Origin of the sequence: Pseudomonas fragi, assembly GCF_900105835.1 — a bacterium.
In the GTDB taxonomy this organism is placed as follows: domain Bacteria; phylum Pseudomonadota; class Gammaproteobacteria; order Pseudomonadales; family Pseudomonadaceae; genus Aquipseudomonas; species Aquipseudomonas fragi.
Genome location: NZ_LT629783.1, coordinates 1,635,994 through 1,652,392, shown reverse-complemented (window position 1 = coordinate 1,652,392; position 16,399 = coordinate 1,635,994). Strand labels below are relative to the sequence as shown.

The following is a 16,399-nucleotide window of genomic DNA, read 5'->3' as shown; positions in this document are numbered from 1 at the left end:
TCTTGTGTTGCAAGCCTATCGGATTTGGATCGATCGAATGACTGACACCCGCAACGGCGAGGACAACGGCAAATTGCTCTATTGCTCCTTCTGTGGCAAAAGCCAGCATGAAGTGCGCAAATTGATTGCCGGCCCCTCGGTCTTTATCTGCGACGAATGCGTTGACCTGTGCAATGACATCATCCGTGAGGAGGTGCAGGAAGCCCAGGCCGAGAGCAGCGCGCATAAATTACCATCGCCAAAAGAAATCAGCGGCATCCTTGATCAATACGTCATTGGTCAGGAACGTGCCAAAAAGGTTTTGGCTGTAGCGGTATACAACCACTACAAGCGCCTTAACCAGCGTGACAAGAAGAACGACGACGTCGAACTCGGCAAGAGCAACATCCTGCTGATCGGCCCGACCGGCTCGGGTAAGACCCTGCTGGCAGAAACCCTGGCGCGCCTGCTGAATGTGCCTTTCACCATCGCTGACGCGACCACGCTGACCGAAGCCGGTTATGTGGGCGAAGATGTTGAAAACATCATTCAGAAGCTGCTGCAGAAATGCGATTACGACGTAGAAAAAGCCCAGATGGGCATTGTCTACATTGATGAAATCGACAAGATTTCGCGCAAGTCTGACAACCCTTCGATTACCCGTGATGTTTCCGGTGAAGGTGTGCAGCAGGCATTGCTCAAGCTGATCGAAGGCACCGTGGCTTCCGTGCCGCCGCAAGGTGGTCGCAAGCACCCGCAGCAGGAGTTCTTGCAGGTTGATACCCGCAACATCCTGTTTATCTGTGGTGGTGCGTTCTCGGGCCTGGAGAAAGTTGTACAGGCTCGCTCGACTCGCGGCGGCATCGGCTTCAGTGCTGAAGTACGCAGCAAGGAAGAGGGCAAGAAGGTTGGCGAATCCCTGCGTGAAGTCGAACCTGACGATCTGGTCAAGTTTGGCCTGATCCCGGAATTCGTGGGTCGTCTGCCTGTTCTGGCAACGCTCGACGAGCTGGACGAAGCTGCCTTGATGCAGATTCTGACCGAGCCGAAGAACGCGCTGACCAAGCAGTATGGCAAGTTGTTCGAGATGGAAGGTGTAGACCTCGAGTTCCGTGCTGACGCCCTGAAAGCCGTGGCCAAGCGAGCGCTCGAGCGCAAGACTGGCGCCCGTGGCCTGCGTTCGATTCTTGAAGGCGTGCTGCTCGACACCATGTACGAAATCCCCTCGCAGTCCGAGGTGAGTAAAGTGGTGATCGACGAAAGCGTTATAGAAGGCAAGTCCAAACCGTTGTTGATCTATGAAAACAACGAAGCGACTGCCAAGGTTGCACCTGACGCGTAAATGCAGTGCCGGGCATTGCACATTGCGTGTTAAAGAAGGGGCCTTCGGGCCCCTTTGTTTTTCCTGTCGTTCAACGCTTGTTTTTTTTCAAGACTGCCCCCATCTTGGCTTCAAGCTTACATCCATCTGATTACGGCCTTATGGCCGCCGTAGAGGCGAAATCATGAAGACAACCATCGAATTGCCTCTCCTGCCATTGCGCGATGTTGTGGTTTATCCGCACATGGTGATCCCACTGTTCGTGGGACGCGAGAAGTCGATCGAGGCCCTTGAGGCTGCGATGACGGGCGACAAGCAGATTTTGCTGCTGGCTCAAAAGAATCCTGCTGACGATGATCCGGGCGAAGACGCTCTGTATCGGGTCGGCACCATTGCAACTGTCCTGCAATTGCTCAAACTCCCGGACGGCACGGTCAAGGTGCTGGTTGAGGGTGAGCAGCGCGGTGCGGTCGAGCATTTTGGCCAGGCAGATGGTTATCTGAGTGCCGAAGTCTCCCTGATTGACGAAGTGGCTGCCCCGGATCGTGAATCCGAAGTGTTTGTGCGCAGCCTGCTGTCCCAGTTCGAGCAATATGTGCAACTGGGCAAAAAAGTCCCGGCCGAGGTGCTGTCATCGCTTAACAGCATTGATGAGCCAAGCCGTCTGGTCGATACGATGGCTGCCCATATGGCACTCAAGATCGAGCAGAAGCAGGAAATCCTCGAAATCATCGATCTGCAGGCTCGTGTTGAACACGTTCTGGCCCTGCTGGATGCCGAGATCGACCTGCTGCAAGTTGAAAAACGCATCCGTGGCCGCGTTAAAAAGCAAATGGAGCGCAGCCAGCGCGAGTACTACCTGAATGAGCAGATGAAGGCCATTCAGAAAGAGCTGGGTGATGGTGACGAAGGTCACAATGAAATCGAAGAGCTGAAAAAGCGTATCGATGCTGCCGGCCTGCCCAAAGATGCAATGGCCAAGGCCCAGGCCGAGCTGAACAAGCTCAAGCAAATGTCGCCAATGTCTGCAGAAGCCACGGTGGTGCGCTCCTACATCGACTGGCTGGTGCAGGTGCCGTGGAAGGCCCAGAGCAAGGTGCGTCTGGATCTCAAGCGCGCCGAAGACATCCTGGATGCAGACCACTACGGTCTGGACGAAGTCAAAGAGCGGATCCTCGAATATCTCGCCGTACAAAAACGCGTGAAGAAAATTCGTGGCCCGGTTCTGTGCCTGGTCGGTCCTCCGGGCGTCGGTAAAACCTCGCTCGCCGAGTCTATTGCCCACGCAACAAACCGTAAATTTGTACGCATGGCCTTGGGTGGCGTGCGTGATGAAGCGGAAATCCGTGGCCATCGCCGTACTTACATCGGTTCGATGCCAGGAAGATTGATTCAAAAGATGACCAAGGTTGGCGTGCGCAACCCGTTGTTCCTGCTCGATGAAATCGACAAGATGGGCAGCGACATGCGTGGCGATCCGGCTTCGGCATTGCTTGAGGTGCTGGATCCCGAGCAGAACCACAATTTCAACGATCATTACCTCGAGGTCGACTACGACCTGTCCGATGTGATGTTCCTGTGTACCTCCAACTCGATGAACATCCCGCCAGCCTTGCTGGACCGGATGGAAGTCATTCGTCTGCCTGGCTACACCGAAGACGAAAAAATCAATATTGCCGTCAAATACCTGGCCCCGAAACAAATTGAAGCCAATGGCTTGAAGAAGGGCGAGCTGGCGTTTGATAACGAAGCCATCCGCGACATTATCCGCTATTACACCCGCGAAGCCGGTGTGCGGGGCCTTGAGCGCCAGATTGCGAAGATCTGCCGCAAGGCGGTCAAGGAGCATGCGCTGGAAAAACGCTTTGCCGTCACCGTCACCCCGGAGCTGCTCGAGCACTTTTTGGGTGTAAGAAAATTCAGCTACGGTTTGGCTGAAGTTCAGGATCAGATCGGTCAGGTGACCGGCCTTGCCTGGACCCAGGTGGGTGGCGAACTGCTGACCATCGAAGCGGCCGTTGTGCCTGGCAAAGGCCAGCTGATCAAGACCGGTTCGTTGGGCGATGTGATGGTCGAGTCGATCACCGCTGCTTTGACGGTGGTCCGCAGCCGTGCCAAAAGCCTCGGTATCCCGTTGGATTTCCACGAAAAACGCGATATTCACATCCATATGCCGGAAGGCGCCACACCTAAAGATGGCCCTAGTGCCGGTGTGGGCATGTGCACGGCCCTGGTCTCTGCATTGACGCTGATTCCGGTGCGCGCAGATGTTGCCATGACAGGTGAAATTACCTTGCGTGGTCAGGTACTGGCTATTGGTGGCCTGAAGGAAAAATTACTGGCAGCTCACCGTGGTGGGATCAAGACTGTAATTATTCCAGAAGAAAACGTTCGTGATCTGAAGGAAATTCCTGACAACATCAAACAGGATCTTCAGATCAAACCGGTTAAATGGATTGACGAAGTCCTGCAAATTGCGCTGCAATACGCCCCGGAGCCCTTGCCGGATGTGGCTCCCGAGATTGTTGCCAAGGACGACAAGCGAGAGTCTGACTCTAAGGAAAGAATTAGCACGCATTAATATGGCTTTGCCTGATGGGCTTGTTGACGCGTTTTGGAGCCCTTGTTATAAAGCGGCTCATAAGTGTCAACAAGTGCTTCAGCGGTCGTCTGCTTTTACCAAAAACTTTAGAAACATACTCAGATAGATATAAGGGGACTTAGAGTGAACAAGTCGGAACTGATTGATGCTATCGCTGCATCTGCTGATATCCCGAAAGCTGCAGCTGGCCGTGCGCTGGACGCAGTAATCGAATCCGTCACTGGCGCTCTTAAGGCTGGCGACTCTGTGGTACTGGTTGGTTTTGGTACTTTCTCTGTAACCGATCGCCCTGCTCGTATTGGTCGTAACCCACAGACCGGTAAAACGCTGGAAATTCCTGCTGCCAAAAAACCAGGCTTCAAAGCCGGTAAAGCACTGAAAGAAGCGGTTAACTAAGTTTCTGTAACACCTTTTACCCAACCGGGTCAGGCGCACGCCAGGCTTGGCAGCGGAGCGGTAGTGCAGTCGATGGCAACATCGATGTGTCACGCCGGGGGTCGCGGGTTCGAGCCCGGTCCGCTCCGCCAGTTACGAGAAGGCGCATCCTCGGATGCGCCTTTCTTCTATCCGGACTCTACCCACGCTCCACGGTTGCTCATTATGCAAGACCGTTTCTGGGGGAAGCATGCTGCAAAATATCAGGGACAATTCACAAGGCTGGATTGCCAAGACCATCATCGGTGTCATCGTCGCGTTAATGGCGTTGACCGGTTTCGATGCCATTTTTCAAGCCACCTCTACCAGCCAGGATGCTGCCAAGGTTAACGGTGAAGAAATCACCCAGGTTGAACTGAGCCAGGCCGTCGACATGCAACGTCGTCAGCTGCTGCAGCAACTGGGCAAGGATTTCGACTCGTCATTGCTGGATGAAAAAATGCTGCGTGAAGCGGCCCTCAAAGGGCTGATTGATCGCAAGCTGTTGCTGCAAGGCGCCAAAGACGCGAAATTTTCGTTCTCTGAAGCTGCTTTGGACCAGGTCATTCTGTTGACCCCTGAATTTCAGGAAGACGGCAAGTTCAGCCCTGAGCGTTTCGACCAGGTGATCCGTCAACTGGGTTACGGTCGCTTGCAGTTCCGTAACATGCTGGGCGAGGAAATGCTGATTGGTCAGCTGCGTGCCGGTCTGGCGGGCAGTGGTTTCGTGACCGATGAGCAGGTGAATGCGTTTGCCCGTCTGGAAAAACAAACCCGTGATTTCGCTTCGCTGAACATCAAGGCCGACCCGGCTGCGGTGAAACTGAGCGACGCCGAGATCAAGGCTTACTACGACGAGCACGCCAAAGAATTCATGACCCCTGATCAGGTGGTGATCGACTATATCGAGTTGAAGAAATCTTCTTTCTTTGATCAGGTAGCCGTGAAGGATGATGAGCTGCAAGCCTTGTATCAGAAGGAAATCGCCAACCTGGCCGAACAACGCCGGGCTGCGCATATCCTGATCGAAGTGAATGACAAGGTTAGCGACGAGCAGGCCAAGGCCAGGATCGCCGAGATTCAGCAGCGTCTGGCCAAAGGCGAAAGCTTCGAAGCTCTGGCCAAGGAGTTTTCCCAGGATCCGGGCTCGGCTGCCAATGGCGGTGACCTGGGCTTCGCAGGCCCGGGTGTTTACGACCCTGTGTTCGAAACGGCGGTTTATGGGTTGAAGCAGGACCAGGTGTCGGAGCCGGTGCGCACCAGCTTCGGTTATCACCTGATCAAGCTGCTGGGCGTTGAAGCACCTGAAGTGCCGAGCTTTGCCAGCCTGAAAGACAAGCTGACCCATGACCTGAAAACCCAGCAGGTTGAACGCCTGTTTGTCGATGCGACCAAGCAATTGGAAGACTCGGCGTTTGAAGCGTCCGATCTGGCTCAGCCGGCTCAAGAGCTCAAGCTGACCGTGCACACCTCTGCGCCATTTGGTCGTGAAGGCGGCGACGGTGTTACCGCCAATCGCGCGGTGATTCAAGCTGCATTCAGCACCGAAGTGATGGATGAAGGTGCTAACAGTACGGCGCTGGAGCTGGACCCTGAGACCGTAGTGGTATTGCGCGTCAAGGAGCACCGCAAGCCTGAGCAGTTGCCGCTGGAGGCTGTGGCCTCGAGCATTCGTGCGCAACTGGTCAAGGAGCACGCCAGTGCCGCGGCCAAAACCCGTGCTGAAGAGATCATCAAGGAACTGCGCGATGGCAAACTGCCGTTGAACCAGCCGATTGATGGTCAGTCGTGGAAGGTCCAGGAAGCGGTTGCCCGTGGCCAGGAAGGTATTGATCCTGCCGTGCTGCAAGCCGTGTTCCGTATGCCTAAACCGGCAGCCAAGGACAAGCCGACTTTCGGCAGCGTCACCCTGGCTGATGGCGCTGTGGTTGTGCTGCGTTTGAATGGTGTCAACGATGCAGTAGCGCCGACTGAAGAAGAGAAAGCGTCGTATCGCCGCTTCCTCGCTTCGCGTGTGGGTCAGCAAGATTTTGCTGCCTACCGCAAGCAGCTGGAAAACGAAGCCAAGGTTGAGCGCTACTAAGCGTTCTGCCTGCTTCACGAAAAAAGGCCGCTCATTGAGCGGCCTTTTTTTGTGCCTGTTTTTTTGTGGGAGCGGGCTTGCTCGCGATGCAGGCGGAGCGGTATGACAGGCACACTGCGTTGATGCCATCGCGGGCAAGCCCGCTCCCACAGGTCATCTTCCACAGGTCATCTTCCACAGGTTTTCCTGAGACAAAAAAACGCCCGGTGCAATCACTGCACCGGGCGTTTTGTGTAGCGGCTACTGCGAAGAAGTTACTCTTCGAGGCTGCCCATAGCGGTGGTGTTGAAGCCGCCGTCTACGTACATGATTTCGCCGCTGATACCCGATGCCAGGTCCGAGCACAGGAAGGCGCCGGCATTGCCGACTTCGTCGATGGTCACGTTGCGACGCAGTGGGGTCTGCGCTTCGTTGGCCGCCAGCATTTTGCGGAAGTTCTTGATGCCCGACGCTGCCAGGGTACGGATCGGGCCTGCCGATACGCAGTTAACGCGAGTGCCCTCAGGGCCCAGGCTGCCTGCCAGGTAACGTACACCGGCTTCCAGGCTGGCCTTGGCCATGCCCATCACGTTGTAGTTAGGCATGGTGCGCTCGGCGCCCAGGTAGGACAGGGTCAGCAGGCTGCCATTGCGGCCTTTCATCATCGGGCGGCCAGCCTTGGCCAGAGCCACGAAGCTGTAGGCGCTGATGTCGTGAGCGATGCGGAAGCCTTCACGGGTGGTAGCGTCGGTGAAGTCGCCATCCAGTTGGTCGCCCGGGGCGAAACCTACGGAGTGAACGATGCAGTCCAGACCGTCCCACTTCTTGCTCAGGTCTTCGAAAACCTTGGCGATTTCTTCATCGCTGGCCACGTCGCAAGGGAAGCACAGCTCAGGGTTCGAGCCCCAGCCTGCGGCGAATTCTTCAACACGACCTTTCAGCTTTTCGTTCTGATAAGTGAAAGCCAGCTCGGCGCCTTCACGGTGCATGGCGGCAGCAATGCCAGAGGCGATGGACAATTTGCTAGCGACGCCAACGATCAGTACGCGCTTACCGGTGAGAAAACCCATGTGTTGTTCCTCTATCAGGTTAATCGACAGCCACTGGTGCCAAAAAGGCGGCTTCCAGCAGCTGTTGTGTATATGGATGTTGCGGTGAGGCAAAGATACTTTGCGCATCACCCTGTTCGACCACTTGGCCATGCTTGACCACCATCAACTGGTGGCTCAGCGCTTTGACCACAGCCAGGTCATGGCTGATAAACAAATACGTCAAGTTGTGCCTGGTTTGCAGTGAGCGCAGCAGCTCAACCACCTGGCGCTGTACTGTGCGATCCAACGCCGAGGTTGGCTCGTCCAGCAAAATCAGCTCCGGCTTCAACACCAGGGCGCGGGCAATGGCGATTCGTTGCCGTTGTCCGCCTGAAAACTCGTGAGGGTAACGGTGCCGGGTTTCCGGATCCAGACCTACTTCTCGCAAGGCTTCAATAATTGCAATTTCCTGCTCCGCATCGGTACCCATGCGGTGGATGCGCAAGCCTTCACCGACAATCTCGCTGACGCTCATGCGCGGGCTGAGACTGCCAAAGGGGTCCTGGAACACCACCTGCATTTCCCGGCGCAGCGGCCGTACTTCTTTCTGCGACAAACAGTCTAGCCGTTTGCCTTCAAAACTGATCGAACCCTGGCTGGCAATCAAACGTAAAATCGCCAGCCCCAGGGTCGACTTGCCCGATCCGCTTTCGCCCACAATCCCCAGGGTCTGCCCCTGGGGCAGGCTGAAATTGATGCCGTCGACCGCTTTCACGTAATCGACGGTCTTGCGTAGCAGGCCTTTCTTGATCGGGAACCAGACTTTCAGGTCCTCGACTTGCAGCAATGGCGGGCCGGCAACCGTGTTGGCCGGGCCTCCGCTGGGCTCTGCACTGAGCAGTTCCCGGGTGTAGGGATGCTGCGGCGAACGGAACAGCTGCTCGCACGATGCTTGTTCGACGATTAAACCGCGCTGCATGACACATACTCGATGTGCAATTCTTCGCACAAGGTTCAAATCGTGACTGATCAGTAACAACGACATGCCCAACCGGGCCTGCAGGTCCTTGAGCAAATCGAGAATCTTGAGCTGTACCGTGACGTCCAGAGCCGTGGTGGGTTCATCGGCAATCAGCAGCTCCGGCTCATTGGCCAGGGCCATGGCGATCATTACACGCTGCCTCTGGCCGCCTGAGAGCTCGTGTGGCAGGGCTTTGAGGCGTTTGTGTGGCTCGGGAATGCCTACCAGCTCAAGCAGCTCCAGGGTGCGCTGCGTGGCGGCCTTGCCGGTGAGCCCCTTGTGAATGCCCAGCACCTCATTGATTTGTTTTTCAATGCTGTGCAGCGGGTTGAGCGAGGTCATCGGCTCCTGAAAAATCATTGCGATGCGATTGCCGCGGATATGCCGCAGTTTTTTTTCGTCCGCGCTCAGTAAATCATGCCCGCCATAGGTGATCGTGCCAGTAGGGTGGCGCGCAAGCGGGTAGGGCAACAGCCTGAGGATCGAGTGCGCAGTCACCGATTTGCCCGAGCCGCTTTCGCCAACCAGGGCCAGGGTTTCGCCACGCCTGATATCAAAACTGATGCCTTGTACCACCCTCTGCGGGGTTTCCCCCGCGACAAACTCGACACTGAGGTCGCGCACTTCGATCAGATTGTCCTGCGTCATGTTATTTCCTCGGGTCGAAGGCATCGCGGGCGGACTCACCGATAAATACCAGCAGGCTGAGCATGATGGCCAGTACCGCGAACGCGCTGATGCCCAGCCACGGCGCTTGCAGGTTGGACTTGCCCTGGGCCACCAGTTCACCCAGCGACGGTGCCCCCGGCGGCAGGCCGAAGCCCAGGAAGTCCAGCGCAGTGAGCGTGCCGATGGCGCCAGTGAGGATAAACGGCATAAAGGTCATGGTGGAGACCATCGCGTTGGGCAGGATGTGGCGGTACATGATGGCCATGTCCTGCATGCCCAGGGCACGGGCGGCACGCACATATTCCAGATTACGCCCACGCAGGAATTCGGCGCGTACTACGTCCACCAGGCTCATCCAGGAGAACAGCAACATGATACCCAGCAGCCACCAGAAGTTGGGCTGCACGAAACTGGCGAGGATGATCAACAGGTACAGCACCGGCAAGCCTGACCAGATTTCCAGAAAGCGCTGACCGGCAAGGTCGACCCAGCCGCCATAAAAACCCTGCAAGGCCCCGGCGATTACACCAATGATCGAACTCAGGACGGTCAGGGTCAGGGCGAACAGCACTGATATGCGAAAGCCATAAATCACCCGTGCCAGCACATCGCGGCCCTGGTCATCGGTGCCCAGCCAGTTCTCGGCGGAGGGCGGGGCGGGAGCCGGGACTTTCAGGTCGTAGTTGATGCTCTGATAGCTGTAGGGGATAGGCGGCCACAGCACCCAGGCATCTTTCTTGGCCAGCAGTTCACGGATATACGGGCTTTTGTAGTTGGCTTCGAGGGGGAACTCGCCGCCAAAATCGGTCTCGGGATAGCGCTTGAGTGCCGGGAAATACCACTCCCCGTCGTAATTGATGACCAGCGGCTTGTCGTTGGCAATGAACTCGGCGTTGAGGCTGAGCCCGAACAGCACCAGAAAGATCCACAGCGACCACCAGCCACGCTTGTTGGCTTTGAATCGGGCAAAGCGGCGTCGATTGAGGGGGGATAATTTCATCTCAATGCTCCCTGCTTTCAAAGTCGATGCGCGGATCAACCAGGGTGTATGAGAGGTCGCCGATCAGCTTCACCACCAGCCCGACCAGCGTAAAGATAAACAGGGTGCCGAATACCACGGGGTAGTCGCGGTTGATCGCCGCCTCGAAACTCATCAGGCCCAGGCCGTCGAGGGAGAAAATCACTTCGACCAGCAACGAGCCGGTAAAGAAAATCCCGATAAAGGCCGAAGGGAAACCGGCAATCACCAGCAGCATGGCATTGCGGAACACGTGGCCATAGAGCACGCGGTGGTTGGTCAGGCCCTTGGCTTTGGCAGTGACGACGTATTGTTTGTTGATTTCATCCAGAAAGCTGTTTTTGGTCAGCAGGGTCATGGTGGCGAAGTTGCCGATCACCAGCGCCGTGACGGGCAAGGCCAGGTGCCAGAAGTAATCGAGAATCTTGCCGCCCAGGCTCAACTCGTCGAAGTTATTGGAGGTCAGGCCGCGCAAGGGGAACCAGTCGAGGTAGCTGCCCCCGGCAAACAGCACGATCAGCAGGATGGCAAACAGAAAGGCCGGGATGGCATAGCCGACGATGATCAGCGAACTGGTCCAGACATCGAAGTGGCTGCCGTGGCGCGTGGCCTTGGCGATCCCCAGGGGGATCGACACCAGGTACATGATCAGGGTGCTCCATAACCCCAGCGAGATGGAGACGGGCATTTTTTCCTTGATCAGGTCGATGACCTTGGCATCGCGGAAGAAACTCTCGCCGAAGTCCAGCCGGGCGTAGTTCTTGATCATGATCCACAAGCGTTCCGGCGCCGACTTGTCGAAGCCGTACATCTTTTCGATTTCCTTGATCAGCTCCGGGTCCAGCCCCTGGGCGCCGCGGTAGTTGGAACCCGCCACCGAGACTTCCGAGCCACCACCGGCAATGCGACTGGTGGCGCCGTCAAAGCCTTCGAGCTTGGCGATCATTTGTTCAACCGGGCCGCCGGGCGCCGCCTGGATAATGATGAAGTTGATCAGCAGTATCCCGAAAAGGGTCGGAATGATCAGCAGTAGTCGCCTGACAATATAAGCCAGCATTTAAGGCTCCTGGCTCGCGCTTGAAGGTTGGTTCGAGGGTGCAGGTTTGACGTCAGGTTTGGCCCACCAGGTGGTGGTGCCAATATCGTATTTGGGCGTGATTTCAGGGTGGCCAATATGGTTCGAGTAGGCCACGCGCCAGGTTTTGATATGCCAGTTGGGGATCACATAAAAGCCCCACTGCAGCACGCGGTCCAGCGCCCGGGCATGGTTGATCAGGCTTTGCCGGGACTCGGCGTTGATCAGGCCTTCGGTCAACTGGTCGATGGCCGGATCCTTGAGGCCGATAAAGTTGCGGCTGCCGGGCTTGTCGATGCTTTGCGATTCCCAGTATTCGCGCTGCTCACTGCCCGGTGAGTTTGATTGCGGGAAACTGCCGACAATCATGTCGTAATCCCGTGAGCGCAGGCGGTTGAGGTACTGGGAGGTGTCGACCCGGCGAATCTGCAAATCGATGCCCAGGTCACTGAGGTTGCGCTTGAACGGCAGCAGGATGCGCTCGAACTCGGTTTGTGCCAGCAAAAACTCGATTTTCACCGGTTTGCCCTGGGCGTCGACCATCTTGTCGTCGACGATGCGCCAGCCGGCGTCTTGCAGCAGTTGGTAGGCGCGGCGCTGTTGCTCGCGAATCATGCCGCTGGCATCGGTAACACTGGGCTTGAACACGTCCGTGAATACCTGCTCGGGAATCTGCCCGCGCAAGGGCTCCAAAATGGCCAGCTCGGCTTCGGTCGGCGGTGCCTTGGCGGCCATTTCCGAGTTCTCGAAGTAGCTGCCAGTGCGCGCATAGGCGCCGTTGAACAGTTGCTTGTTGGCCCATTCAAAGTCGAACAGCAGGCTTAGCGCCTCGCGAACGCGCACATCCTGGAACATGGGCCTGCGCAGGTTGAAGATAAACCCCTGCATGCCCGTCGGATTGTGATTACGAATTTCTTCTTTTTTCAGGCGGCCTTGGGTAAAGGCCGGGGCGTTGTAGGCCCCCGCCCAGTTTTTCGCGCTGATTTCCAGCCAGTAATCAAACTGACCGGCCTTGAGCGCTTCGAAGGCCACGCTGTTGTCGCGAAAGTAATCGACGGTGATGGCGTCGAAGTTGTACAGGCCCTTGTTGATGGGCAGGTCCTTGCCCCAGTAGTCCTTGTTGCGCTCGTAACGGATCGAGCGCCCGGGCTTGATCTCGGCGATGGTGTAGGGGCCGCTGCCGGGCGGGATTTCCAGGTTGCCCTTGTTGAAGTCGCGGGTTTCCCACCAGTGCTTGGGCAGTACTGGGAGCTGACCAAGGATCAGCGGCAGTTCGCGGTTTTTGTTGTGCTTGAAGGTGAATTTGACCTGCAGCGGATTTTCCGCGATAGCCTGGTCGACATCGCTGTAATAGCCCTTGTACAGCGGTGAGCCACTTTTCATCAGGGTATCGAAGCTGAAAACCACATCTTCGGCGCGAATCGGATGGCCATCGCTGAATTTCGCTTCGGGGCGCAGGTAAAAACGCACCCAGCTGTTATCCGGGGCTTTTTCGATTTTCTCGGCAATCAGACCGTAGGACGTGAAAGGCTCGTCGAGGGTTTGCCGGGCCAGGGTATCGAAGGTCAGATCAATATCGTCGGCCGGTACGCCTTTGTTTATAAAGGGGTTGAGGCTGTCGAAGCTGCCCAGTGCGGACTTGCGAAACGTGCCGCCCTTGGGCGCGTCCGGATTGACGTATTCCACATGCTTGAAATTGGCCGGGTATTTCGGCGGCTCGTCGTAGAGGGTCAAGGCATGTTGGGGAGCGGCCAACGCGGCGCAGGCAAAACCGGCCAATAGCATGCTGCAAAGGGGCTTTAGCAAGGTATGCAGGGGCATCATTGTGTTTTCTCCGTAGGCTTAAGCCACCACGCGCTAAGGCCCAGGGTGTAGGGCGGCGTAGTCACAAAGGCGAACCGGTTGCGGTACGCCAGGCGGTGATAGTTCAGATACCAGTTGGGAATGATGTAGTGCTGCCACAGCAGGACGCGGTCCAGGGCCCGGCCGGCAGACAATTGCTCGTCGCGGGTCTGGGCGGCCAGCAAGCGCTCCAGCAACTGATCCACGACCGGGTTGGCCACACCTGCATAATTCTTGCTGCCCTTGACGTTGGCCTGGCTCGAATGGAAGTACTGCCACTGCTCAAGACCGGGGCTCAGGGTCTGGTCGAGGGTCATCAGGATCATGTCGAAGTCGAATTGATCCAGGCGCTGTTTGTATTGCGCGCGATCCACGGTGCGCAGTCGGGCGTCGATACCGATACTGGCCAGGTTTTCCACATAGGGCTGCAGGATGCGCTCAAGGTTGGGGTTTACCAGCAATATTTCGAACCGCAGCGGTTTGCCTTCACTATTGAGCAGGCGTTGCCCGGAGAGTTTCCAGCCACTTTCACCCAGCAGCGCCAAAGCCTGGCGCAAGGTTTCACGGGGGATACCGCGACCATCGGTGTGCGGCAGGGCAAAGGCCTGGTTGAACAGCTCGGCAGGCAGCTGGCTGCGCCAGGGAGACAGCATGAGCCACTCATGCCCCTGGGGGATGCCGCTGGCCGAAAATTCGCTGTTGGGGTAATAGCTCATGGCCCGCTGATAGGCGCCGTTGAACAGCGTGCGGTTAGTCCATTCAAAGTCGAACATCAGGCCCAGGGCTTCACGGACCTTGTCCTGGGCGAAGGTGGGGCGACGGCTGTTCATAAACAGCCCCTGGGTTTGTGTCGGGATCTGGTGGGTGATTTCGGCCTTGATCACCTCGCCGCGCCGCACCGCCGGAAAGTTGTAGCCGTTGGCCCAGTTCTTGGCCTGGTGCTCGATGTAAATGTCGAACTCGCGGGCCTTGAAGGCCTCGAACGCCACATCACTGTCGCGGTAGAACTCCACTTCGACCCGCTCGAAATTGTATTTGCCGCGGTTGACCGGCAGGTGGGCGCCCCACCAGTTTTTCACGTGTTCGAAGACCAGCTGGCGCCCGGGGGTGACCCTGGTGATGCGATAAGGTCCGCTGCCCAGTGGTGGCTCAAAGGTGGTGGCTTTGAAGTCGCGCGTTGCCCAGTAATGCTGGGGCAGCACGGGCAGTTCGCCAAGGCGCAGGATCAGCAAGGGGTTGCCGGCGCGCTTGAATACGAAGCGAATTCGCTTGGGCCCCAGGATATCGACCCGCTGGACTTCCTGAAGGTTGGTGCGGTACTGCGGATGGCCTTCTTTAAGCAGCAGATTGTAGGAGAAGGCTACGTCGTAGGCCGTTATCGGCGCACCGTCGTGAAAACGGGCTTCGGGGCGCAGGTTAAAAACCACCCAGCTGCGGTCTTCGTTGTACTCCACCGACTGGGCGATCAAGCCATAACTGGAGGTGGGTTCATCGCCGGAAGGGGCGTACTGGCCCGTGCCTGCCATCAGCGTTTCGTTGAGTTCATTGACCCCGTATTGCAGGAAGTTGGGGGTCGAGACCGGGCTGGTGCCTTTGAAAGTGTAGGGGTTGAGCGTGTCAAAGGTGCCGAACGCCATGACCTTCAAGGTGCCGCCCTTGGGCGCGTCAGGGTTTACCCAGTCGAAATGGGTAAAGGTGGCCGGGTACTTGAGTGTGCCGAACTGCGCATACCCGTGGCTTTCGCTCAGGGTTGCGCTGGCGGGGAAGCTCAAGGCCAGGCTGATAAATAGCGTAAGGAGGGGACGCGTCAAGTCAGAGATCCGATCCAGGCATTGGGCTTAAGGTTTCCTTACAGTAACAGCTTGTATCTGTAGGAAAAAGGCCACTCAGGAAAGCACTACGGGCAAGCTTCGCCCTACTTTTTTGTAGGAATCAGCTTGCCCGCATGGGTATCTGTAGTGTGCTTATCGCGGTTTGGAAACGGTCAGCATTTGCCCCGGCTTGAGGGCTTTGGCGCTGTTGGGATTCCAGCGCTTGAGATGTTGCATCTCAACGTTGAAACGCTTGGCAACGATATACAGCGAATCGCCTTTCTGCACCTTGTATTGCGTAGGCTTGCGGCCTGACGGTTTGCGCGTGTCCTGCATGACCAGGATCTGCCCGGCCTTGAGATTGTTGCCGCTGAGCTTGTTCCAGTGCTGCAGGTCTTTGACATTGACCTTGTTGGCCTTGGCAATCAGGGTCAGGTTGTCGCCGCTCTTGACCCGGTACTTGCGGTTCAGGCGGGCTGGGGATGTGCTTGCTACCTTGTCAAACACCGGCTTGTTGGGGCGCAGGCTGACCAGTTGGTCGGAGCTGAGATTGGACAGGCTGGCGGTCAACAACTGGGCTTTGGCCGTGGGGACCAGCAGGTGCTGCGGGCCATCGGTGGTGGCGCGCTGCTTGTAGGCGGGGTTGAGCTGGAACATCTCGTCTTCGTCGATCTCGGCCAGGGCTGCCACGCGGGACAGGTCCATGGATTGCTTGATCTCGACCATTTCGAAGTAGGGTTCGTTGGCGATCGGGTTGAGGTTGATGCCGTAGGCTTCAGGGGCCAGAACCACTTGCGACAGGGCCAGCAGTTTTGGCACGTAGTCTTTGGTTTCCTGGGGCAGTGGCAGGTTCCAGTAGTCGGTAGGCAAACCGAGCTTTTCATTGCGCTCGATGGCCCGGCTGACGGTGCCTTCGCCAGCGTTGTAGGCCGCCAGGGCCAGCAGCCAGTCGCCGTTGAACATGTCATGCAGACGGTTCAGGTAGTTCAGGGCGGCGAGGGTCGAGGCCGTGATATCACGACGACCGTCATAGGCACGGGTTTGGCGCAGGTTGAAGTAACGGCCGGTAGAGGGAATGAACTGCCAGAGCCCGACTGCATTGGCGTGGGAATACGCCATAGGGTTGTAGGCGCTTTCGATGGCTGGCAGCAAGGCCAGTTCCAGCGGCATGTTGCGCTCTTCGAGACGCTCTACGATGTAGTGAATATAAAGGCTGCCGCGCTCGCCGGCGTTTTCCAGAAAGGACGGGTTGCTGGCAAACCACAGGCGTTGTTGTTCAATGCGGGGGTTGACGTTCTGCCCGTCCTGCAGCTTGAAGCCCTGGCGCATGCGCTCCCAAACGTCTTGTGGGGGCAGGGGGCTGGGCTTCTGGCTGAGCCAGAGGGGATCCTGGGGTATGCGTTTGGCGATTTTAAGGCTGGCCCGCTCGGTGGTCTGCGCCGAATGATCCATGGATTGGCAGCCCGCGAGGGTGGCGGACACAGCCACCGCGATGGCTTTGACCAAGCGCGTCAATGCGTCTGAATTGATGGAGTTACCTTTAAATGACGACAT

General features: G+C 57.2%; 11 protein-coding genes. 4 read left to right on the top strand and 7 right to left on the bottom strand.

All coding sequences use genetic code 11. The features are described from left to right. Positions 1–37 precede the first annotated feature (37 nt). The 4 genes from clpX to BLU25_RS07500 all read left to right on the top strand — a co-directional run bounded on the left by clpX (position 38) and on the right by BLU25_RS07500 (position 6,399). A complete protein-coding gene (gene clpX / locus BLU25_RS07515; protein WP_016782313.1) occupies positions 38–1,321 on the top strand; it encodes an ATP-dependent Clp protease ATP-binding subunit ClpX in 1,284 nt (427 codons plus the stop codon). Between the two features lie 163 nt (positions 1,322–1,484). Next, positions 1,485–3,881, top strand: coding sequence for an endopeptidase La (lon, locus tag BLU25_RS07510; RefSeq protein ID WP_016782314.1), 2,397 nt, complete (start codon positions 1,485–1,487; stop codon positions 3,879–3,881). Between the two features lie 144 nt (positions 3,882–4,025). After that, entirely contained in the window at positions 4,026–4,298 is a 273-nt protein-coding gene (locus tag BLU25_RS07505) for an HU family DNA-binding protein (RefSeq protein ID WP_016782315.1), read from the top strand. 229 nt (positions 4,299–4,527) lie between these two features. Then, a complete protein-coding gene (locus BLU25_RS07500; RefSeq protein WP_016782316.1) occupies positions 4,528–6,399 on the top strand; it encodes a SurA N-terminal domain-containing protein in 1,872 nt (623 codons plus the stop codon). Between the two features lie 254 nt (positions 6,400–6,653). Here BLU25_RS07500 and fabI read toward each other — a convergent pair whose 3' ends face one another. The 7 genes from fabI to BLU25_RS07465 all read right to left on the bottom strand — a co-directional run bounded on the left by fabI (position 6,654) and on the right by BLU25_RS07465 (position 16,399). Further along, complete coding sequence (gene fabI / locus BLU25_RS07495) at positions 6,654–7,448, bottom strand: enoyl-ACP reductase FabI (RefSeq protein ID WP_016782317.1); 795 nt, start codon at positions 7,446–7,448, stop codon at positions 6,654–6,656. Between the two features lie 19 nt (positions 7,449–7,467). Continuing rightward, entirely contained in the window at positions 7,468–9,078 is a 1,611-nt protein-coding gene (locus tag BLU25_RS07490; RefSeq protein ID WP_016782318.1) for an ABC transporter ATP-binding protein, read from the bottom strand. Position 9,079: 1 nt separating this feature from the next. After that, complete coding sequence (locus BLU25_RS07485; RefSeq protein ID WP_016782319.1) at positions 9,080–10,099, bottom strand: ABC transporter permease; 1,020 nt, start codon at positions 10,097–10,099, stop codon at positions 9,080–9,082. Between the two features lies 1 nt (position 10,100). Further along, complete coding sequence (locus tag BLU25_RS07480) at positions 10,101–11,174, bottom strand: microcin C ABC transporter permease YejB (RefSeq protein WP_016782320.1); 1,074 nt, start codon at positions 11,172–11,174, stop codon at positions 10,101–10,103. Continuing rightward, entirely contained in the window at positions 11,175–13,016 is a 1,842-nt protein-coding gene (locus BLU25_RS07475) for an extracellular solute-binding protein (RefSeq protein ID WP_016782321.1), read from the bottom strand. It abuts the gene before it with no gap. Then, positions 13,013–14,845: an extracellular solute-binding protein gene (locus tag BLU25_RS07470; protein ID WP_016782322.1), complete on the bottom strand. Its 1,833-nt coding sequence runs from the start codon at positions 14,843–14,845 to the stop codon at positions 13,013–13,015. The genes BLU25_RS07475 and BLU25_RS07470 overlap by 4 nt, the downstream gene beginning before the upstream one ends. A gap of 153 nt (positions 14,846–14,998) precedes the next feature. Continuing rightward, the gene (locus BLU25_RS07465) at positions 14,999–16,399 is read right to left on the bottom strand and encodes a lytic transglycosylase domain-containing protein (protein WP_016782323.1); all 1,401 of its coding nucleotides are present in this window, start codon (positions 16,397–16,399) and stop codon (positions 14,999–15,001) included.